Raw genomic sequence first — 20,845 nt, 5'->3', positions numbered from 1 at the left:
CATATTAAACAGAGCTTACGTAAGTGTTGGCTCTGTTTGCTTGATTGTCACAGAACGGAGTGACAATTGAACTTCAAACCTGAAGCAAAATGGTATTACTTTGGCGCTAATCCCATATCATCAAGCTGATATAATATTTCCTCTTTACGCGTTTTTGCCACTTCTTGCCAATGAATGCCTTCCCGCGCGCCTATAATTGCGTAAATAGAATTTAATCCTGTACCTTTCACATTTAGTTTCAGCTGCTTATATAACTCAAAAGGGTCAATGGCCATAAAATCTTCAACAGTATTAATATCCACTTTCGCTAAAATTTCTTCGCTCTTAGGTCCGAAACCTTTTAAATCCCTTAAACGCATTTGAACCTCAATGATCACTGTAGCGCCCACTTTAGGCTGCTGATTGTTTGTTGGCCTGTCTTTAGTCCTGCTTGGTTTGCTCGTTCTATCTGGTGAATGCGACTTACGTAGGCTTTTCTTCATTAACAAGCATGCTCATGAATTTTTCAAATCGTTTTAGTCGAGTTTCGGGCTTCTTTGCACTTATTAAACCATTAGCAATGACATAACGATTTGACTTGGTGAGTGTTTTAAAAAAAGCTTTAGCTCTCGGCTGGGTTTCAAGTGCTGCGATAAAATCAGTGGGTACTTCGATCTGACTGACCACATAGGCATTCTCCCAACGGCCATCGGCTTTCGCTGCACGAACATGTACAAGCCCAGACTCCATCATCCTACCTTCGTTTATTAAACGTTCAACATGCTCAGTGTTTCTCTTTGACCAGTTACTTCTGGTTGTTCTGGGCGTAATGCGTTGAAGATAAGTTTGGTCATCTCTTGATTTCTTAATGCCGTCAATCCAACCCCAGCATAAAACCTCTATTACAACATCATTCCAGGTGACACTTTGAATCCCTGAGTTTTTCTTGAATATCTTTACCCAAAGCTCACTTTCAGTTGCGTGGTTCACTTTAAGCCACTCATGGAGATCTTCCGGCGTTTCAAATGTCATGCTTTTCAATTGGTTTGGATCAGGCATCTCGATAGATTCTCTTAGACACAATGTTGTTTGAACTTTCTATAGTGACTATCCCAGCTCGTTCTGTTGATTGCTAGATGTGTTTGATTGTGCCGTCATTATTTCCAACCTGAGCCCAATTCGCACTGTTTTTTAGGTCTTTCCAATCAATGAGATACGCATTTTTCAAAATCACCGCTTCGAGTTGAGACGAAATCATAGAACCGTCTTCTTCAAACTCAATGTCTGAGACCTGAGAGTGTTTCTCTTGTTTTAACGGTTTCGGTCGATGGATAGAGAATTTTTTCTTGTTGCCTTCGTTGTTTCATTGCGTTGCTGTTGATAGTCGTCGCAACTCACCGTTGGTGAAAGCATCACTAAGCCTTCTTTCTAGCTCACTTAACGATCGTGGTATTTATACCAACTTGTGCGGTTCTTCCAGTCGAAGTTGGGAATGTTGATTCGTTGATTTGTTGTTCCATTCCAATTTAGGGTAAATCCGCCTTTTTCTAATTCTGTTTTAATTTCTTGGCCTACTTTAATCTTATCTGGAACATCACCATTGACATGATCATAGGCGATCATTAACCCTCCCCCGAAAACAGCCCGCTCCAAATCTTGCCCATGATAAAAACAATAGCCATAGAATTGTGACTTAGGGAATCTACTTAATGCATCATATGAATCTTCATGTCCATCTGACATCGTATAACCAGTATTGTGCAAACACAGAATCCCTTTGCTTTTTAGCTCAGCAAATACGCTGTTCAGACGATCGTTGTCTGTTATTTGTGGCCAGGCTCTCTCTGCAATGAGTTTTTGTTCAAATACACCATTAACAGACCCGCGCAGCATTGCCTCATCGGCACCGTCTTCGAGTAGGTATGAAATTGTTTTTTGGACCTCACGAGGAGAATAAAAACCGCTCCAAACATGAACATTGATGGCATTTAAAATGTGACGGTTAACATCATATATCTGTGGTTCCTTGGAGAACACGACACAAGGAGTGATAAGTAATAACCCGAGTAAGATACTTTTCATGGAAGATAATACAGCGCTTTATTATTTTGAGTTTTTCTATTATACACGAGTATCCCCAATCTCTAAGTTGGTCATTTTCTGTGGTGTGAGTTTGTTCAAGAGTTGACGAGATGGTATTCTTTTTCAATGTTCACATCGCAAAAACTAATGTAATTGTGGTTGATATTTGGGGCAGTCGAAAAAGTATTTCTCAAAGACGTGTGTCTTGATGAATTTTTAGATTTTCTGTTAAATGTTGGATGAAAAAGTGAGGCAGTATGATATTAAGACCTGAACTACAGCCCCCACAGATGGATCTGGTTCTTTTTGAACGTTTGGTGGCGCTTGCAAGTGATATTGATGGTGGAAGTGAAGACGAATGCCAGAGTAAAGTACATGAATTTAACCTCCTTTCAGAAACAAATCATGAATATGTGGATTTTCAGGGTATCTATGGTGGTGCTGGCCATGAGGATTATGTATGTCGTCTATTGAGATTGAAGTCAATATCCCCACAACTCAATGTGACAGAATGTGAGTTGATTGAAATAACGAGACTTGCAGTTCTTGGCGACGAGGCTTATCTAGATATACTAGAAAAAAATGTCACGTATCCTTCTGTTTCCGATTTGATTTATTATCCAGAAAATGTTAGTGGTTTAAATTCTGATGATCCAACCATTGAAGAAATTGTCACTTTTCTCCTTGAATATAAAGTGACAGAGCTTGCTAGCATGGAAAAAGTTAAATTGCTGACAAAACATATAGATCACCATCTTTGTGATGAAGAATTTCGGGTGTTATCGGAAAACTTAGGTGGTTTTGAGTTGAATTATCTCGCGGGTTGGATAAGGAGGAATGATATAACTGTTAGAGAAGCGATAGAGTTAATTGAATCTGGAAAGATAACATCAGATTACGCTGGAGCTGTTTGGTTGAAGCTATGATTTAATGTTTTGTGAGAAATCAAGTTTATTCTTGTAGGGTGTGATGCTATTTTGGTTTTAAATAATCTGACTAGCTTGGCTAGTATTAGATAAATGCTAGCGTATTGGTTGGTTTTTGTGGTGGTCAGTATTGCTTATTGTCATGGTTACTGTTTGAAGTGGGTATTATCCGGCGCTTCAATGATGTTGGATTTTAAACGACCTAAAGACCACTCAACAATGAACTGGACTAAGGGTATTGGGTGGATTTCAACATTTCCTCTGCGGCTATCAAAAACATAAAGTTCATAGGATTCAATGCTTGATCCGGGTTTAAAGTAGATTGTATCACCATTTTCAGTGGAAGCTAAAGGGAATAGCTCCTTGCTAAAATGACGATGCGATTTGAAATCCATATCAGCATCAATGATTTGATTAATATCATTTAGATAATCATAGTCTGCATGATTTTCAAAAGGGTTCAAAAGAAAAAGGAATGAGCCAAAACAACCAGAACCATAGTCTTCAATGATTTTTTTGAAGTCACTTGGAAAGGAAACGCCGATCTGTTTTTCGACCCGGAACCAGTCGTTTTTTAGTGGCGCTCCTGTCTTATTTGGTGGTGGCTGATATATCTTATTGAGAGTTTTAGTGCTATTTCTCATTTTAATCTCGATTCAAGTATTCAATTCATAGTGTATGAATGGGAAAGTTCTTCTGAAGTAATCTGATACATCAGGATTTTTTTCCAAAGCTTTGAGAGCGGCTTCGCGAGACAATTCATAGTCATGGATTTTGACGATGCCACGAATATAGGCAATGCCATAAAGTGCTTCTTTTTGACTCTCGTGTAGTGGCCATTCTGGAATGAAACCCAATACATCAAAAATACGCGCGAGGCAGCCTGAAAATTGACTCACCTCGAAGATATAGCTAGGAATGTCATCGACATCTATATGTGAAACAACATAGTCCGCCCACTGTTTAAACTCATTCATGCTTAAACATTGTGAAAAAAGGCACTCTATAACAAAGCCAATGTCTGCACTGTTTTCTTCGTAAATTGAGAAATTTTTCATATGCTGATGATCACGTAGTGAGTGAAATAGACGCAAAACACCAATGAACTCATTGAAGCCTTCTATAAACGTAGTCTTTAAAGAATTCTTCAAAAGATTCAGCTAGTTGACAGTCAATCTTTTGTTGAAATACGTTGTAACTGACAATAGTTCCGGTGAGGGATTTAGTATCAATACACCAACAAGTATCATCGTCTTTGTAAAAGATCACGATCAAATGTGAGGGTAAGTTGTAGTCAGTACGAGCAGCGAGGGTATCGCCGTAAACAGTCCCTCCATAACTAAGAGTTGCGTCATTGCTCTCTATGCCGGATATTTCCGAGTCAGCGACGCCACCACCCCCTAATGTACTTAGGAATAATTTGAAAGTTTGGGGGAGGTTTAGTTTGAGTAGCTTTTCTAATCTATAAAGCTGAATATCGTCTGCGCCACCTTGCCAAAATATCTCATGTTGGCTTTTTGAGAGCTGTTCCGCGAGTTCCTCGAAGTTTATGTTCATCTACCATTGTCCAACCGGTGTTGTGTCTCTAGTTTGTGTATTTAGCAAGGGAACTGAGCGTTAGAATCAATTTAGTCGAGTTGCTTCCGACTCTGGACGCTTTCGACAACGTACTGAAATTCCTCTCTAAGGCTTCCAGATATAACTTCTCCGTCAAGCGAAAGTTCGAGGCCATCAGATATGGATCCAATATCGAAGGTGCCATCGATACCAGCAAGTAGCATTGATATGGTATCTACTACACATTTCTCAATGTATTCGTCGATGACGACATTGTCTCCAGTTGCGACAAGATCTTGGTATATTTCGACGAATTTCTTATGGTTTTCATTTGCCACAATACTGTTTGGATGCGTCAATACTAACTGTTTTATAGATCGATGCAGTTCATTATCAATCAAGTCTCGTTTTAGTTCCTGCACAAAGTGCTCTGCCTTATCCATCTATCATATCTGCTATTCTTCATCCTTGGCGGTCTAGGGTGGTTATACATCGTTTGGGTGAATGAAAGTACTAAGCATTTTCTTTGACAAATTGTTCCACTTTTTTATGCCACTCGTGGTTGTTCAACGTTTTTGATGATTCTAAAAGTACACTGGCATTAGAGCTCCCAGCAAACTGGATACTGTAGAAAACATTTCCCGCAAAAGCCGATGAAAGGAATGCCCCTTTATTTACCAACGATGAGACGGCATCAATGAACAATCTAAGTATCTCAAACTGTATGGCCTTCGGTTCAATTCCAGCGTTATAAAGTTTGTCTATTTCTGATTCTATAGTATTGTTTGTATGGATAAATGTATCAAATTCGTTAATATGCTCCCATTCATCGGCGCATATCTGAAAATATAAGTCATTGTTCTGTTCGGATTGACGAGTGAACGTAGTTTCTATATCACTGTGATCCTCCACAAGTGATAGAAACTCAGTGTCTAAAGTCATATTCTGATGAGTGTTTTTATCGCCTTCTCTGCGAACCGCGTAACCTATGCCCCGAAACCCTCCTGCACTGTATATGCAGAATGCCTCGATCTTATTAGAATTTGAACCTTGGTTGAAAACATTAATCAAATCTAGAAGATCGTTATGAACTGCTTCTCTTAATGTCTCTATGAATTCTGGCAATAATTTTATTGTCATTTGGATTTTGAAACCTCGTGTTGTTCCAAGGCTTTGATAATGTTGGATTTTAATATTCTACCCAAGGTGTAATTTCCTCCATCTAATATCTGCCCTCAAAGGAGAGTTTCGTTGAATACAGTACCATTATTTCCAACCTTGAGCCCAATTCGCACTATTTTTTAGGTCTTTCCAATCAATGAGATACGCATTTTTAGAAATTACCGCTTCGAGTTGACACGAAATCACAGAACCGTCTTCTTCAAACTCAATGTCTGAGACCAGAAAGTGCTTTTCTCGGTTAATGGGTTTCACTGCTGTCCATTTGCTGTTTCGTAACTTGGCTGGATTGATTTGATTCACATGTTCTCCATCGGTGTCAGTGTCAGTGTCAGTGTAGGTTTGGGTATATGAAACCGTTCATTGATTACGGTTCTTCAGCCATTTAAGTTCAGTCAATCTATGGGATGTTTTGGCAAAAAGGTGAATAGCGTTGAGGTGGCTTGTTTGGTGGACTTTGGTGATGCACTGACAGAAGATATTTCGGTGTAAATCGGTGCAACTCACGCACTGAATTGGCGCATCGATATTGGATGAAATACGAGAAAATCTCCTTAAAAATATATAAATCAATAAGATGAAATTCTGGCAAAACATTTGCTTTTATCGAAACAGTAGCGAGCCAAAGATGTATCGGTGAATGGTGATTTATCATCAACACTACGTAGCGTTAATACTAGATTTTGTTAGCGCTAGACGACAACTTGCAATAGATAACTAGGGTTCCGGCTGTTTCTTCTCTTCGTTAATGTATCGTGGTTAATTGCCCGAACGAAGAAGGTCACGGTGTCTGGTCCGAGAGTTGTCAACCTCACTTGAGGTCACACGGAGGGATAAAAGCCCGGGAGATGAAATCGATATCTCTTTGGCTCCATCCAGTTTGTGAAACTCAAGGTAGAGGTAGTTATGTATAAATTCTCATCAATACTCCGCAATATTTCATCAACCCGAAAAACCATCTCACGCTTGATCCTGAGCGTTGCTGTCTGTTTCTCTTTTCTATCAAGCCCAGCGATAGCGGAAGACAAGCCCACGTTTCGTCTTGCTTGGTCAATCTATGTCGGTTGGATGCCTTGGGACTACGGCAACAATGCAGGGATCATCAAAAAGTGGGGTGACAAATACGGCGTTAACATCGATGTGGTGCAGGTGAACGATTACATCGAGTCGATCAACCAATACACCGCCAGTTCGTTTGATGCCACTGTGATGACCAACATGGATGCACTGACTATTCCGGCTGCCAGCGGCGTAGATTCCACCGCACTGATTGTGGGTGATTTCTCAAACGGTAATGACGGCATCGTGCTGAAAAGTGCTGACAATCTCGCTGATATCAAAGGCCAACGGGTCAACTTGGTAGAGTTGAGTGTTTCTCATTACTTGTTGGCTCGTGCGCTTGAAACTGTCGATATGACCGAGCGTGATGTCACTGTGGTTAATACCACTGACGCTGATTTGGTGCCTGCATTTGTGACCGAAGACGTGACGGCTGTGACGACGTGGAACCCCTTACTGGCTGAAATCATCAAAATGCCAAACGCCAACAAAGTGTTCGATTCTTCGATGATCCCCGGCGAAATTATTGACCTTTTGGTGGTGAACACAGACACCTTGGCGCAGCATCCTGAGCTGGGTAAGGCACTGACGGGCGCATGGTATGAAATTATGGCGACCATGCAACAGGACAACGAAGCAGGCGCTAAAGCACTCGAGTTTATGGCTGCCGCTTCCGGTACGGACTTGGCGGGCTACAAAGACCAACTCGCATCGACCAAAATGTTCTACAAACCCGCTGACGCTGTTGCGTTTACTGAATCTGCCGCTCTGAAAGCCACTATGGCGAAAGTGGCTGAATTCTCTTTCAAGCATGGTTTACTGGGTGAAGGCGCACCGGATGCCGGTTTCATCGGTATTGAAACGCCAGCGGGTGTGTTCGGTGATGAGCAAAACATCACGCTTCGCTTCAACCCGGATTACATGGCAATGGCGGCAGATAACGCGCTGTAAGGAAGCATGATGACTCGGATTATTAACCGAAAGCCTTCCGCGTTTGGGCGCACTGTTCTGGCCTGTTTGCCCTTTGTTCTTCTGATCGCCGCCTACATGGTGGCATCAGATGCGCGATTGGCGATTAACCCCAACGACAAGTTACTGCCGTCGTTTGACAGTATTGCAGCCGCGATTGATCGCATGGCTTTTGAGCCGAGCAAACGTACTGGCGATTACTTATTGTGGGTCGATACGTGGGCGAGCTTACAGCGCTTGTTTCTGGGCGTGGGGATCAGCGGGTTATTGGCGCTGGTGATTGGTGTGGCAAACGGCATGATCCCGTATGTGCGAGCGCCAATGTCTCCCATGGTTCGCGCTTTGTCATTGATTCCGCCCATGGCGATTCTTCCCATTTTGTTTATCGCGTTGGGGTTGGGTGAACTGTCTAAGGTGATGCTGATTATCATTGGGATTACACCGATGATGATCCGCGATCTTCAGCTACGCACCGAAAGCCTCCCTGCCGAACAAATCATCAAAGCCCAAACCTTGGGCGCAAACTCTTGGACGCTCATGCTGCGTGTTGTCCTTCCGCAAGTGATGCCTCGGCTCATTGAAGCTGTGCGGCTCACGCTTGGGAGTGCATGGCTGTTTTTGATTGCTGCGGAAGCCATTGCTGCGACGGAAGGGTTGGGTTATCGCATCTTTTTGATTCGCCGTTACTTGGCGATGGATGTGATTTTGCCATACGTGCTGTGGATTACGATTTTGGCGTTCTTGATGGATTGGGCCTTACAGAAATTGTCAGCCCATCGTTACCCATGGTTTCACGCACAGGGAGGGAAATCCTAATGAGTGAGTCAGCAAGCAACATGTCGAAGAGCCAAGGACCAAAGCCGATTGTTGATGGTAATACGTCAATGATGGAAGCCAACACTCCGATCATCGAAGCAAAAGGTCTTTGGAAAGAATATGGCAGCCATGTGGTGATTGAACGCCTCAACATCAAAGTGATGGCGGGGGAGTTCATCAGTATTTTGGGTACGTCTGGCTGCGGGAAATCAACCTTTCTCAACATGCTCCTCGGCACTCAAGCTCCTTCACGTGGTCAATTGCTGCTTGATGGCGAACCGCTGAGTTCTGAACCGGGGCCGGAGCGCGGCATTGTGTTCCAAAAGTATTCGGTGTTTCCACACATGACCGCGTTGCAAAACATCATGGTGGCGGATGAGCTAGAAATGAGTCGCTTAACAGGCCGAATATGGGGCAGTGGTTGCGCCGTGTTGCGAGACAAAGCGATGGCGCAACTCGACAAACTTGGATTGGCGCACGCGGCAGATAAGTATCCAGCAGAAATGTCAGGCGGTATGCAGCAGCGACTTGCCATTGCTCAGGCATTGATGAAAAAGCCGCGCATTTTATTGCTCGATGAACCCTTTGGCGCACTCGACCCCGGTATTCGTAAAGACATGCACGAATTGATCAACCAAATCTGGCAAGAGCAGAATCTCACCATTTTTATGATCACTCACGATTTACACGAAGGCTTCAAATTGGGCTCGCGTCTTTGGGTGTTCGACAAACCGCGATTCGACCCACAAGAGCCAGAGCGTTTTGGTTCGCAAGTCACGTTTGATATCCCACTCAATTCAACCGGACAAGATGCGCTGATTGCCAGTTTACAAGCCAAGCAGCAAGACGTGGCCTGAGCTGGGAATATTTCGCAAGTGAATAGCAAGGAGAGCAATAAATGGAACTGAAGAATTTGTTTTATCATCAGTATCTCGGTGGTCAACACGGCGGATTAGAAATCCCAGCAGGCCATAGCCTGCGCTTAACGGACGTGGAAGGTGGCGCGAATGCCAGCTTACTGCTGTTCAACCCACGCAACCCGTTAGAGCGCATTAACTTGCCTGACACCCTCAAATGCCAGCACACCTTTAAGCTGACGGCAGGCAATTGTGTCTATTCCGACATGGGACGAATTTTCTGCTCCATCGTGCAAGACGATACGGGCTGGATCGACAGCGTCGGCGGTTTGAGTAACAAAAACCATGTGGCCAAGGTATGGGGCGAGCGCAATTACCAAAGTGATCGCAACGATTGGCTGCAAAATGGTCATGACGCCATGCTGGTGGAAATGGCGAAATTTGGGCTTGGCCTGCGTGATTTGGCCGCCACGCTCAATGTCTTCAGCAAGGTCGAAACCACCAATGATGGTCAGCTCACCTTTGTGCAAAGACACAGCAAAGCCGCCTCAGTGGTTGAACTGCGTTTTGAAATGGACACCATCGTTTTGTTTAGCACTTGCCCGCACCCGATGAATGAAGCCGTGGTTTATCCGCGCAATCCTGTTGATGTCGAAATGGTGAAATCTTCTCCGGTTGAGGCAGATGACGCTTGTCTAAATCATTGTGATGAAAACCGCCGTGGTTTTCTCAACACTCGCCAATATCAGCCTGTACTCGTCGATTAAGGAGAATGACATGATCAAAGAGAGTGATTTTAAAATGGATACCGCCATTTCTCGTGAAGTGGTCGATGCGGGTGACTACTACTTCAAAGTGGTGAAAAAAGGCGAACGTGTTCGCATTACCGATCTGGAAGGCAATCAGGCAGCGGATACCTTGTTCTACAACGCCAATAATCCCACGGAGCGTTATAGCGCCATGGATACCTTGCGTGAGCAGGGCAACGCCTACCTCACTGCTGAATCTGTGTTGATGTCGAATTTGTCGAACCCGATGCTCGAAATTGTGGCTGATACGTGCGGGCGTCACGACACCCTCGGCGGCGCATGCTCTACCGAAAGCAACACCGTGCGCTATGCGGTGGAAAAACGTTGTATGCATGCTTGCCGAGACTCTTGGCTGTTGGCGGTGGCAGAGCACCCTGAATATGGCCTGACTAAGCGCGATATTAGCCACAACATCAACTTCTTTATGAATGTGCCTGTCACCGCTGAAGGGGGGCTGACCTTTGCTGATGGTATCAGTGCGCCGGGTAAATACGTGGAACTGGAAGCGAAAATGGACGTGATTGTGTTGGTGTCGAATTGCCCCCAATTGAATAACCCTTGCAACGCGTATAACCCAACACCTGTTGAAATTTCGGTGTGGAAAGCGGCGTAAGTTCGTACGGTAGACACAAAGAATAAGGTAAGGGACGACCCTCACGCCAGCGGGCTCACTAACCGTGTTGGCGACACACCTTCGGTCTTAATTCGGGACGACCCGACGAATTGAAGGCAAAGCTATGTTTAACAAGAACAAGATGTTCAACAAAGTGTTGATTGCAAACCGTGGTGCGATTGCATGTCGGATCATCCGCACATTAGATGCAATGGGTGTGGCGAGTGTGGCGGTATATCACGAAGACGATGCAGGCAGCCTGCATACGCGAAACGCCACAGAAGCCTTCAGCCTCGGTGAAGGCAGCGCCGCTGAAACCTATCTCAACATGAACAAAATCATCGCTATTGCCAAAGAAGCGGGCGCAGAAGCGATTCATCCAGGTTACGGTTTTTTAAGTGAAAACCCCGATTTTGTGGCAGCGTGTCAGCAAGAGAATCTGGTGTTCCTCGGCCCAACCAGTGACCAAATTAATCAGTTTGGCTTAAAGCATACCGCTCGCGAACTGGCGGAGCAGGCGAATGTGCCCCTGCTTCCCGGTACGGGCTTGCTGGAAAGCGTTGAAGAAGCGATTGCTAACGCTGAAACCATGGGCTATCCCATCATGCTGAAAAGCACCGCCGGTGGCGGTGGTATCGGCATGCGTTTTTGCGAAAATGCCGAGCAGTTAACTGATGCGTTTGATGCTGTAAAACGTCTGGGTGAAGCCAACTTCAGCCATAGCGGCTTGTTCATGGAGAAATTCATCACAGCGGCACGCCACATTGAAGTGCAAGTGGTGGGTGACGGCGAAGGCAATGTGATTGCCCTTGGTGAACGTGATTGCTCCGCGCAGCGACGTAACCAAAAAGTGATGGAAGAAACACCCGCCCCAAATCTGGACGATGAAACCCGTCAAGCATTGCAACAGACGGCGATTCAGTTGGCGGAATCGGTCAATTATCGCAGCGCGGGTACGGTGGAATTTATTCTTGATCAGTCCACGCAGCAGTTCTATTTCCTCGAAGTCAATACCCGTCTGCAAGTGGAGCATGGCGTCACTGAAATGATCTTTGGCGTCGATATTGTCAAGCTGATGGTGGAAATTGGCGCGGGCGAATATCACGCAAGTTGGGTGGAAGCGAAAGCCGCCAAACCACATGGTCACGCGATTCAGTTCCGTTTGTACGCGGAAGATCCAAACCGACAGTTTCAGCCATCGACAGGGCTGATCACGACGTTGGCCTTCCCTGAGGGCATTGATGCAAACCGCGTGATCACACAAGAAAACGGCAGCACAGTGCGGATTGATACCTGGGTGGAGGCGGGCGTAGAAGTCAGTCCGTTTTTTGACCCTATGATTGCCAAAGTCATGGTGCACGGGGGCGATCGCCACAGCGCACTGGAAGATATTGCTGAATTATTGAATAGCACTCATCTGTATGGCATTGAAACTAATCTGGCTTATTTAGCTCAGCTTGCTGTTGAACCTATGGTGAAGCAGGGCACAGTGCTGACATCGAGTCTCGCTGGGTTTAATTATCAACCATCGACGGTGGATGTATTGGCGAGCGGGACACAAACGACGGTTCAAGACTATCCCGCGCGCAGTGGCTATTGGCATGTCGGCATTCCGCCATCGGGGCCAATGGACAGCCTGAGTTTTCGTCTCGGGAATCAATTGCTCGAAAATGCAGAGACGTGTGCGGGTTTAGAAATCATCGCTAATGGCCCGACGCTGCGCTTCAACCAGCCGACTCAAGTGGTCGTAACGGGCGCTGACATCAATGTGAAATGCAACGGTGCGGACGCGCCTATGTGGACGGTACTGGATATTGAAAAGGGCGATACGCTTGCGCTTGGCGCGATGACAGGTAAGGGGGCTCGCGCGTATCTTCTGATCAAAGACGGGTTTGATTGTCCTGAATATCTCGGCAGCCGTTCGACGTTTACCTTGGGGAAATTCGGTGGTCATGGTGGCCGCGCGTTAATGGCGGGTGATGTGCTTCATCTTCATCCGGTTGAACACGATAAAAGCCTGACTGCCAGAACCATGGATAAACCCGATCTGGGCATGACGCATACATTGCGCGTGATTTACGGCCCGCACGGTGCGCCTGATTTCTTTACTGACAATGACATTTCGGCGTTTTTTGATGCGGAATGGGAAGTGCACTTTAACTCCAGCCGCACGGGTGTGCGTCTTATCGGGCCAAAACCTGAATGGGCGAGAACCGACGGCGGTGAAGCAGGGCTGCATCCATCGAATATTCACGACAACGCTTATGCGGTAGGCACGGTCGATTTCACGGGAGATATGCCTGTGATTTTAGGGCCAGATGGCCCAAGCCTAGGTGGCTTTGTCTGTCCGGCGACCATTATCAAAGCGGATTTGTGGAAAATGGGGCAACTAAAAGCCGGCGACAAAGTTCGCTTCCAGCCTGTCACTATGTTTGATGCCGAAGAAGCCGAGAAACATCAACGCCTCGCTATTGCCCAGTTACAAACCCAAGAACTTCCACTCGCGGCTTTCATGCCAACTACGCCGGTGTTGAAAGAACTTTCAGCAGATAAATACGGTGAGACGGTGGTGTATCGCCCAAGCGGTGAGGATTTCCTGCTGGTGGAATACGGCCCACAAATGCTGGATATCCGCCTGCGTTTTCGTGTTCACGCCTTAATGATGACCTTGGATAACATGGCGGTACCCGCGATTAAAGAGCTGACGCCGGGTATTCGTTCGCTGCAAGTGCATTACGACAACTTGCAGTCACCTTGCGAAGAAATGCTGGCGATCCTCGAACGTGCAGAAGCGGCTATCGGTGATATTTCACAGCTCACCGTGCCATCACGCGTTGTGCATCTTCCTTTGTCTTGGGACGATCCTTCCATTCAATTAGCGATGCGTAAATACGACGAAGTGGTGCGAAAAAATGCGCCGTGGAGCCCGAATAATATTGAGTTTATTCGTCGTATTAACGGTTTGGATTGCATAGACCAGGTCAAGGACATCGTGTTTGATGCCAGCTATTTGGTGATGGGACTGGGTGATGTTTACCTTGGCGCGCCTGTCGCGACGCCGATGGATCCTCGCCATCGTTTGGTGACCACCAAATACAACCCCGCGCGTACATGGACGCCTGAAAATGCCGTCGGTATTGGCGGCGCGTATATGTGTGTGTATGGCATGGAAGGGCCGGGTGGCTATCAGCTGATGGGGCGAACGCTCCAAATGTGGAATCGCTACGGAAAGAGCAAAGCCTTTGATAAACCATGGCTGCTGCGTTTTTTCGATCAGATCCGTTTCTATCCGGTTTCCCACGAAGAACTGACGGATATTCGTCGTGATTTCCCGCGCGGGCAATTTGACGTCCGCATCGAAGAAACCCGCTTCAGCCTTGCTGACTATGAAGCCATGCTTGAGCAAGAAAAGGCGTCGATCACCGCGTTCAAACATCGCCAGCAACAGGCGTTCGATGAAGAGCGTCAGCGCTGGGAAGAAAGCGGCGAAGCCAATTTTGTTGCCGAAACGGTGGAAGAGCAAAGCACGGCTGACGACATATTGGAAGATGGACAATTTACCGTTTCTAGCCAGTTGGCGGGCAACGTGTGGCAATTGCTGGCAAAACCCGGCGATACCATTGAAATTGGCCAACCCCTCTTGATTGTTGAGTCGATGAAAATGGAAATCGAAGTCACCGCCACCCAATCGGGTCGCGTTGTGCACTATGCCAAAGCGGAAGGTGAGCAAGTGCGAGCAGGTCAAACATTGTTAATCATGGAGCAGATCTAATGGAATTCACGTCAATTCAAGCCTTGCTAGATGCGTACAAAAGAGGTGTGACGACGCCAGAGGCATACTTACGTCAGCAGTGGACGCAAGCCAAAGCTGACGTCAATCATTGTTGGATTTCGAATATCAGCGAAGCGCAATTAGATGGCTATATCAAAGCGCTCAAAAACAGCAACCCCGAACTAAAACCACTTTATGGCGTGCCATTCGCGATCAAAGACAATATCGACTTATTGGGACTGCCGACCACGGCGGCCTGCAAAGAATTCGCCTACTCGCCAGGCAGTTCAGCCTTTGTGGTTCAGGCCTTGATTGAAGCGGGCGCTGTGCCGTTAGGCAAAACCAACCTCGACCAGTTTGCCACGGGTTTAAACGGCACACGTAGCCCGTATGGCGCGTGTCAAAATAGTATCGACCCAACGTACATTTCAGGGGGGTCAAGTGCTGGCAGTGCCGTGTCTGTGGCATTGAAGCAGGTGTTGTTCTCTCTGGGGACAGACACCGCAGGATCAGGGCGTGTCCCCGCGGCGTTTAATCGCTTGGTGGGCATGAAAGCGAGTATCGGGCGAATTAGCTGTCGCGGCTTAGTGCCAGCATGCCGAACGCTGGATTGCATTACTGTGTTCGCACATTCGGTGGATGACATTGAACACGTGTTGCCCGTAGCTGGGCAATACGACCCGTCTGATTGCTATGCGAGAGACTTTTCTGAATCTGATTCAGAGGTCACTTATTCCTTCGATAAGCCACGCATTGGTGTGCCGCGTGATACCCAATTGGAATTTTTCGGCAACGATAATTACAGACGTCGTTTTACTGAAAGCAAAGCCCAATGCGAAGCGTTAGGCGCAGAGTTAGTGGACGTGGATTTCAGTCCGTTTTTGGATGCGGCCAAGTTGTTGTATCACGGCCCTTGGGTTGCTGAGCGTTATGCCGGGATCAAAGCGTTTTTTGATGAACATGAAGCTGACTGCGACCCTGCAATTCAGGCCATTATTGGCGGCGCTCGTGGGTTAACAGCGGTAGATGCGTTCAATGCCCAATATCAACTTCAAGCATTGAAAAAGCGTTGTGATGCGATTTTGAATTCTGTCGATGCCATATTGATCCCAACGGCTGGGAGTATCTACACCATTGAGGAAATGCAGGCTGACCCGATCCAGTTGAATACCAACTTGGGTTTCTACACCAATTTCATGAACTTGTTAGATTATGCTGCCATCGCTGTGCCTGCAGACGACGAATCCGAAAACATGCCATTTGGTATCACGCTGTTTTCAGACAAAGGCACTGAGCCAAAGCTCTTAGAAATGGCCAAAGCGTACACGGGTAAGTCTCGTATTGAAGTCGGTGAGCGTATTCCAGAGTCCATGGTGATGGCTGTCTGTGGCGCACACATGGCGGGACTGCCGCTTAACCATCAACTGATCAGTCGTCAGGCTTCTTTTTTGGAGAAGAGACGCAGTGCCGCGCGATACCAGTTCTTTGCGTTAGCAGGAGAAGGGCCCAAGCGTCCGGGCATGGTGCGCACAAAAGAAGGTGGGAATCGCATTGAATTGGAACTTTGGGAGATGCCTACGGCACGATTCGGTGATTTTCTGGCGGGCATTCCAAGCCCGTTAGGCTTGGGAAAAGTTGAGTTAGATGATGGGACTTGGGTGACAGGTTTTATCTGTGAAGAAGCGGGTGCAGCAGGCGGGCGAGATATCTCTCATTTTGGTAGTTGGCGCGGTTTTTTAGCTTCAAAGAGCGATTCCTGATAAAGCCCATATAAGTAGGTGAATTACGTCCGCTTATTTCGCTTGCTTTTACATCAACTCAGGATAAAATTCGCGCCCTGGACACTCAGAGACTTGCCTTAAATGAACAAACTATCGCTATGTGCAGCATTGGCTTCAGCAGCACTACTATCGGGCTGTGTGACATTCCCGACTCAGGAATCAGAACAAGTTAAAGTGATTTGGGATGATGTAAATGCGATTCAAGGATGTGAGCATAAAGGGACAGTAATCGGCTCAGAAGGGCATTTCTATGATTACTGGCTTCACGCAGACAAAGACATGGTATGGGGAACGTTGAACCAAATGCGTGCGAAAGCCGCAGATAAAGGTGGCAACGTGTTGTACTTGTATCAACCATTTGGTTTCTCCAGTTCTGTGACCATGTTTGGCAACGCGTATGCGTGTACAGATGAAACAATGGCAGAACTAAAAACTGGGACCTCGTTGGAAATGGAAGCCGTGGCTGACATCATTGAAGGCGAGCAGGCGATAGCTGCCAATGAAGCCAATCCTGCAAACAAAGCTGAGAGAGCTGAAACAGCGAGTGATGCTATCAGTCACAAGAAATAACTGACTAACTCGCATCTAGATTTTAAAAAGGGCATCACCGTGAATCGGTGATGCCCTTTTTGTATGATGTGATCGCCCGTATTGAAAAGGGCTACTGCAACAATCAGTGAATGTTAAGCCAATACACTCTCTTGTTTGTCGATGGCGCTAAGTTGTTCGCTCAACCCTGCAGCTAAGCGCGTCACGGCTTCCGCCAGCTCTTCATTGGTGGCGTTTGTGAAATTCAAACGAAGCGCTGCTTTGGCGCTTTTTGGGTTTGGATAGAACACTGGGCTAGGGACAACCGCGACACCGTTACTGAGTAGCGATTTTGCTAACGCAAAGGTGTCACACTCAGGCAGTGTTACCCAAACAAACATGCCACCATCAACGGCGTTTAATTCACACCCTTCAGGCAGTTTTTGCTGCAGTTCGCTAAACAAGGTTTCATAGCGAGATTTGTAGAGCGAGCGAATGGTATCAATGTGTTGATCGAAGTCTTTGTGTTCTAACAGGCCAAGCAGCAGGGCTTGCATTGGCACACTGGAGTGCAGATCTGCGCCTTGTTTTACTTTTACCATTGGCTCGATGTAGCTACGTTTTCCGGTTACCACGCCAATGCGTAAGCCGGGAGAAGCAATTTTCGAGAAAGAACGCAGAACAATCGAGTTTTGCGGGCAGAAATCTGAAACCAATGGCAGGGCTTCACCAGCAAAACGCAGCTCGCGGTAAGGTGCATCTTCAATCAGTGCAACATTATATTTCACGCACAACGCTGCAACCTGTTGACGTGTTTCGAGTGACCAACAAACCCCTGTTGGATTGTGAAAATCGGGCACGGCATAAAACATTTTTGGTGATTGCTCGGCAAAACAGGTTTCTAGCGCAGTTAAATCTGGCCCGAATTCTGTTTGCGGCACGGTCACCATGTCAGCTTGTACTAAGCCAAATACTTGCATCGCACCCAAATAGCTTGGTGCTTCCATCACGACTTTGTCACCAGGGTTCACGTAGGCGCGGGCAATCAAATCCAAGCCTTGTTGTGAGCCGGTACAAACCATGGCCATGTGGTTTTCTGGCAGTTCAAAATAGGTGTTGAGAAACTTGAGTAGTGGGCCATAACCCGCTGTCGCGCCATATTGAAAAACTTCGGGCATGTCAGACAGGCCTTCGAGGGTGGCTTTCATCAGGTCGATAGGGAAGGTTTTTTCATCCGGCAATCCACCAGCAAGAGAGATGACATTTTTGTCTGACGCCGCGGCGAGAATTTCTCGAATATATGAAGATGGGATTTGCTGAAGCGCTGTTGCGATTTCCATATCTGTACCTGAACGACGAAATGAGTGAGCTATCAGCGAATATTACATCGCATTGTGTTTTTTGGCATGTCCATTTATGCTGTTCGATATGTCCATTTATGCTATTTCATCGAATGAGCCAGCAACATATTTCGCGCATCAATGATGTGCTCTACTACATTCACCAAGATATTGGTCGAGACCTTCCTGTGAAATCGCTTGCCGATGTGGCTGCGTATTCTGAGCAGCACTTTCACCGTATTTTCAAGCGAGTAGTGGGTGAGTCAATTCATCAGTACATCCGCCGTACTCGCATGGAATATGCGGCAAACCAATTGATGTTTGATACTCATTCCTCTGTGGTTGATATCGCGAATAAATGCGGTTTTAGCTCAGTGTCTTCGTTCAGTCGGGCATTCAAAGCCACCTTTCAAGTCGCACCTGGTGAGTGGCGAAAGCACGATATGGAAAACTCAGACAAGCCTTACTTAAAAGATCCTGACGTGTCGGCGGGGTATGAGCGTGTGTCAGCAATGACCTTACCTGAACCCAAAATTGTGGAAGTTCCAGAGCGATTTGCTGCTTATGTTCGCCATGTGGGGTACAACCGTTCAATTAAGAATGCGTGGCGAATTTTAATGGCTTGGGCTGACAGTGAAGGGCGTGACCCGTCAATACAGTTCGGTTTACACCATTCAAATCCTGCTTGGGTGGAGTTAGATAAATGTCGTTATGTCGCCTGCATTGCGATTGATAAACCATTGAAGGTCAGAGGCGTTGTGAATCAGTTGGTGGTGCCCGGTGGATTACATGCGGTGTTTCCGCTGCAAGGCGTATACGGAGAATTACTGCCACAGATAAGCAAAGTGCTCGAGCACTGGCTGCCTGCCTCGGGTTTTAAACTTGGCTCAACGCCCGCGTATGTGCATTACCATGCGAATCATTTTATGGAGGAAGATGAGAGGTTTGAGCTCGATTTCTATTTGCCGATCAGCTTCTTCTAAAGCCATCGAATTGAGTCAGCGTTCAGAAATATTCACAGGGACAATTGAGGATTATTGAGGATTATTGGGGATTGGAGCGTGCAGCGGGAATCGAACCCGCATCATCAGCTTGGAAGGCTGAGGTAATAGCCATTATACGATGCACGCGCTTGTTTGTAATGTAGAGGCCAAGCGCCACCATCGCAAGGAAATGCTTTTTTATCAATGTATTATTGTGACATTGAGGGGGTGATGGTGGCTATTTGACCGCTGTTTGTCATTTGCTTCTTGTCATGAGAAGTTCAAATTCAAGTTTATGCGGTCTCCGGCTTAGGCTGATAACGACCAGGCTTGTGATTCATGGCTAAAATGAGGTTGGTTGTGATGGCGCCAAGCACTGATAGCAAAATCAATGTGATATCGACGATGAACAATGACATCACCACAATGGCGCAGTCCAGGGCCATTTGCACTTTTCCAGCCCGGATACTAAAACGCTCTTGCAAATAGAGCGCGAGAATATTGAACCCGCCCAAGCTCATTTTGTGACGGAAAATCACTAACATCCCCATGCCTATTAAACCGCCGCCAATCAAAGCTGCGTATAGCGGCTCAATGTGTGTGATTTGAATGATGTGATGCAAATGGTCAACGGCGATAGAAACCAGTGTCACGGCCACAAATGTGTTAAGCGTGAACCGCCAGCCCATGCGCATGACGGAGAGAAGATAAAACGGAAGGTTAAGTGCGAAGAACACTTGCCCAAACGTAAAATCGCTCACTTTGGTCACAAAGATGGCCAAACCAGCAGTGCCACCGGTTAGCAAGCCAACTTGGTTGAAAAAAATAACGCCGAGTGAAACGAGTGCACTGCCGAGCAATAAAGCCAGTAAGTTTTCTCGTAGATTATGGTCTTTATCCATGATTGTTGATTCCTTTCATTACGCCTGCTCTTCCATTAATTCATGCAGGTAATCGACTGAGTAAGATGCTTTTCTTGGTTGTACTTGTCGAGAAAATGATGGAATTAAGGGAAAAATGGGTGTGAATGAAAATTTACAGTACGTAATTTTACTCTTTGGATTTTGGGATAAATGAGAACTTACACACTGCCGCAAATCGTGAAATTGTTTGTGAGCCCTCGATGCATTGTTGTGAGCGGTTGTGACTTTTCATGGCTCAATATGGAAAGAGAGCGGATCCTAAATTACGTTTTTATTATAGAGCGTGGCGTTTAGAGCCAATGAATAGCAGATTAGGAAAAGAGAATGGATAAGAAAGATAAAGCATTCTTGCGATGGGCGAAGACTCGCCAAAAAGGGGCATTTCGATATATTGCCGTCAATGCGCTGATGATCACATTGGGCGTTGCTCTAGGGAGAGCAGTCGGGTTTTATTATATCAAAGACAACCCTTGGCCGACTGATCTCGGATGGCAACTTATTGTTCCTTCGGCCGTGGTGGTGGCCTGTATATCACTGATATACCTCGTTGTATGGCATCTTCGTGAATCGAGTTTTGAAAAAGAGATATATGACAGAGAACGCCAATAAGTCGTCATCTTTTCTGTGTTCGTGCGATTCATAAAAGTGCGATTTATAAAAATAGCCGCTCAT

Annotated in this window: 23 protein-coding genes, 1 tRNA gene and 1 riboswitch; of the genes, 11 read left to right on the top strand and 13 right to left on the bottom strand. The window is 46.3% G+C overall.

The genetic code is table 11. The features are described 5' to 3' along the window. Nucleotides 1–95: 95 nt before the first annotated feature. From LRP50_RS23770 to LRP50_RS23755, 4 genes are all read right to left on the bottom strand, one after another. The gene (locus LRP50_RS23770; RefSeq protein ID WP_274166906.1) at nucleotides 96–482 is read right to left on the bottom strand and encodes a TfoX/Sxy family DNA transformation protein; all 387 of its coding nucleotides are present in this window, start codon (nucleotides 480–482) and stop codon (nucleotides 96–98) included. Beyond that, nucleotides 463–1,038: a YdeI/OmpD-associated family protein gene (locus tag LRP50_RS23765; protein WP_274166905.1), complete on the bottom strand. Its 576-nt coding sequence runs from the start codon at nucleotides 1,036–1,038 to the stop codon at nucleotides 463–465. The genes LRP50_RS23770 and LRP50_RS23765 overlap by 20 nt, the downstream gene beginning before the upstream one ends. A 73-nt stretch (nucleotides 1,039–1,111) precedes the next feature. After that, nucleotides 1,112–1,312: a TIGR02450 family Trp-rich protein gene (locus LRP50_RS23760; protein ID WP_274166916.1), complete on the bottom strand. Its 201-nt coding sequence runs from the start codon at nucleotides 1,310–1,312 to the stop codon at nucleotides 1,112–1,114. Nucleotides 1,313–1,416: 104 nt separating this feature from the next. Next, nucleotides 1,417–2,061, bottom strand: a complete 645-nt coding sequence (locus LRP50_RS23755) for a DUF6891 domain-containing protein (protein WP_274166904.1) — start codon at nucleotides 2,059–2,061, stop codon at nucleotides 1,417–1,419. Between the two features lie 257 nt (nucleotides 2,062–2,318). Between LRP50_RS23755 and LRP50_RS23750 the strand changes: the two genes are divergently transcribed. Beyond that, a complete protein-coding gene (locus LRP50_RS23750; protein ID WP_274166903.1) occupies nucleotides 2,319–2,987 on the top strand; it encodes a hypothetical protein in 669 nt (222 codons plus the stop codon). A 146-nt stretch (nucleotides 2,988–3,133) separates the two neighbouring features. Here the strand turns inward: LRP50_RS23750 and LRP50_RS23745 are convergent, their stop codons facing one another. From LRP50_RS23745 to LRP50_RS23720, 6 genes are all read right to left on the bottom strand, one after another. After that, nucleotides 3,134–3,631 (bottom strand): SMI1/KNR4 family protein, encoded by a 498-nt coding sequence (locus LRP50_RS23745; protein ID WP_274166902.1) that lies wholly within the window; start codon nucleotides 3,629–3,631, stop codon nucleotides 3,134–3,136. Nucleotides 3,632–3,643: 12 nt separating this feature from the next. After that, the gene (locus LRP50_RS23740; protein ID WP_274166901.1) at nucleotides 3,644–3,964 is read right to left on the bottom strand and encodes a hypothetical protein; all 321 of its coding nucleotides are present in this window, start codon (nucleotides 3,962–3,964) and stop codon (nucleotides 3,644–3,646) included. 130 nt (nucleotides 3,965–4,094) lie between these two features. Then, nucleotides 4,095–4,544, bottom strand: a complete 450-nt coding sequence (locus LRP50_RS23735) for an SMI1/KNR4 family protein (RefSeq protein ID WP_274166900.1) — start codon at nucleotides 4,542–4,544, stop codon at nucleotides 4,095–4,097. Nucleotides 4,545–4,615: 71 nt separating this feature from the next. Then, entirely contained in the window at nucleotides 4,616–4,987 is a 372-nt protein-coding gene (locus LRP50_RS23730) for a hypothetical protein (RefSeq protein ID WP_274166899.1), read from the bottom strand. A gap of 70 nt (nucleotides 4,988–5,057) precedes the next feature. Continuing rightward, nucleotides 5,058–5,684 (bottom strand): hypothetical protein, encoded by a 627-nt coding sequence (locus tag LRP50_RS23725; RefSeq protein ID WP_274166898.1) that lies wholly within the window; start codon nucleotides 5,682–5,684, stop codon nucleotides 5,058–5,060. 126 nt (nucleotides 5,685–5,810) lie between these two features. Next, nucleotides 5,811–6,026, bottom strand: a complete 216-nt coding sequence (locus tag LRP50_RS23720) for a TIGR02450 family Trp-rich protein (RefSeq protein WP_274166897.1) — start codon at nucleotides 6,024–6,026, stop codon at nucleotides 5,811–5,813. Between the two features lie 403 nt (nucleotides 6,027–6,429). Then, nucleotides 6,430–6,573: riboswitch (guanidine-I (ykkC/yxkD leader) on the top strand. 56 nt (nucleotides 6,574–6,629) lie between these two features. Here LRP50_RS23720 and LRP50_RS23715 point away from each other — a divergent pair. The 8 genes from LRP50_RS23715 to LRP50_RS23680 all read left to right on the top strand — a co-directional run bounded on the left by LRP50_RS23715 (nucleotide 6,630) and on the right by LRP50_RS23680 (nucleotide 16,969). Then, nucleotides 6,630–7,733 (top strand): putative urea ABC transporter substrate-binding protein, encoded by a 1,104-nt coding sequence (locus LRP50_RS23715; RefSeq protein ID WP_274166896.1) that lies wholly within the window; start codon nucleotides 6,630–6,632, stop codon nucleotides 7,731–7,733. Nucleotides 7,734–7,742: 9 nt separating this feature from the next. Next, on the top strand, nucleotides 7,743–8,567 hold the full coding sequence (locus LRP50_RS23710) for an ABC transporter permease (RefSeq protein WP_017003596.1): 825 nt from the start codon (nucleotides 7,743–7,745) through the stop codon (nucleotides 8,565–8,567). After that, nucleotides 8,567–9,424 (top strand): ABC transporter ATP-binding protein, encoded by an 858-nt coding sequence (locus LRP50_RS23705; RefSeq protein ID WP_274166895.1) that lies wholly within the window; start codon nucleotides 8,567–8,569, stop codon nucleotides 9,422–9,424. The genes LRP50_RS23710 and LRP50_RS23705 overlap by 1 nt, the downstream gene beginning before the upstream one ends. Nucleotides 9,425–9,465: 41 nt before the next feature. Next, nucleotides 9,466–10,191 (top strand): urea amidolyase associated protein UAAP1, encoded by a 726-nt coding sequence (locus LRP50_RS23700; protein ID WP_274166894.1) that lies wholly within the window; start codon nucleotides 9,466–9,468, stop codon nucleotides 10,189–10,191. A gap of 10 nt (nucleotides 10,192–10,201) precedes the next feature. After that, complete coding sequence (locus LRP50_RS23695; protein WP_274166893.1) at nucleotides 10,202–10,846, top strand: urea amidolyase associated protein UAAP2; 645 nt, start codon at nucleotides 10,202–10,204, stop codon at nucleotides 10,844–10,846. Nucleotides 10,847–10,970: 124 nt separating this feature from the next. Further along, nucleotides 10,971–14,618 carry an urea carboxylase gene (gene uca / locus LRP50_RS23690; RefSeq protein WP_274166892.1) on the top strand — a complete coding sequence of 1,216 codons (3,648 nt, stop codon included), beginning with the start codon at nucleotides 10,971–10,973 and terminating at the stop codon, nucleotides 14,616–14,618. Further along, entirely contained in the window at nucleotides 14,618–16,378 is a 1,761-nt protein-coding gene (atzF, locus tag LRP50_RS23685; RefSeq protein WP_274166891.1) for an allophanate hydrolase, read from the top strand. The genes uca and atzF overlap by 1 nt, the downstream gene beginning before the upstream one ends. A 102-nt stretch (nucleotides 16,379–16,480) precedes the next feature. Then, the gene (locus LRP50_RS23680; RefSeq protein ID WP_274166890.1) at nucleotides 16,481–16,969 is read left to right on the top strand and encodes a DUF4156 domain-containing protein; all 489 of its coding nucleotides are present in this window, start codon (nucleotides 16,481–16,483) and stop codon (nucleotides 16,967–16,969) included. A 113-nt stretch (nucleotides 16,970–17,082) separates the two neighbouring features. Here LRP50_RS23680 and LRP50_RS23675 read toward each other — a convergent pair whose 3' ends face one another. After that, nucleotides 17,083–18,267: an aminotransferase-like domain-containing protein gene (locus LRP50_RS23675; protein ID WP_274166889.1), complete on the bottom strand. Its 1,185-nt coding sequence runs from the start codon at nucleotides 18,265–18,267 to the stop codon at nucleotides 17,083–17,085. Nucleotides 18,268–18,380: 113 nt separating this feature from the next. On the opposite strand from LRP50_RS23675, the gene LRP50_RS23670 reads away from it, so the two are divergent. After that, nucleotides 18,381–19,250: an AraC family transcriptional regulator gene (locus tag LRP50_RS23670; protein WP_274166888.1), complete on the top strand. Its 870-nt coding sequence runs from the start codon at nucleotides 18,381–18,383 to the stop codon at nucleotides 19,248–19,250. A gap of 72 nt (nucleotides 19,251–19,322) precedes the next feature. On the opposite strand, the gene LRP50_RS23665 is transcribed toward LRP50_RS23670, so the two are convergent. Continuing rightward, a tRNA-Gly gene (locus LRP50_RS23665) sits at nucleotides 19,323–19,397 on the bottom strand. Nucleotides 19,398–19,543: 146 nt separating this feature from the next. Then, nucleotides 19,544–20,152 carry a DUF6198 family protein gene (locus LRP50_RS23660; protein WP_274166887.1) on the bottom strand — a complete coding sequence of 203 codons (609 nt, stop codon included), beginning with the start codon at nucleotides 20,150–20,152 and terminating at the stop codon, nucleotides 19,544–19,546. A 345-nt stretch (nucleotides 20,153–20,497) separates the two neighbouring features. Here LRP50_RS23660 and LRP50_RS23655 point away from each other — a divergent pair, with 345 nt between their 5' ends. Next, entirely contained in the window at nucleotides 20,498–20,782 is a 285-nt protein-coding gene (locus tag LRP50_RS23655; protein WP_274166886.1) for a hypothetical protein, read from the top strand. Nucleotides 20,783–20,845 lie beyond the last annotated feature (63 nt).

Source organism: Enterovibrio gelatinilyticus (assembly GCF_028683095.1).
Taxonomy (GTDB): Bacteria; Pseudomonadota; Gammaproteobacteria; order Enterobacterales; family Vibrionaceae; genus Enterovibrio; species Enterovibrio gelatinilyticus.
This window is presented reverse-complemented; position numbering and strand designations above follow the sequence as displayed.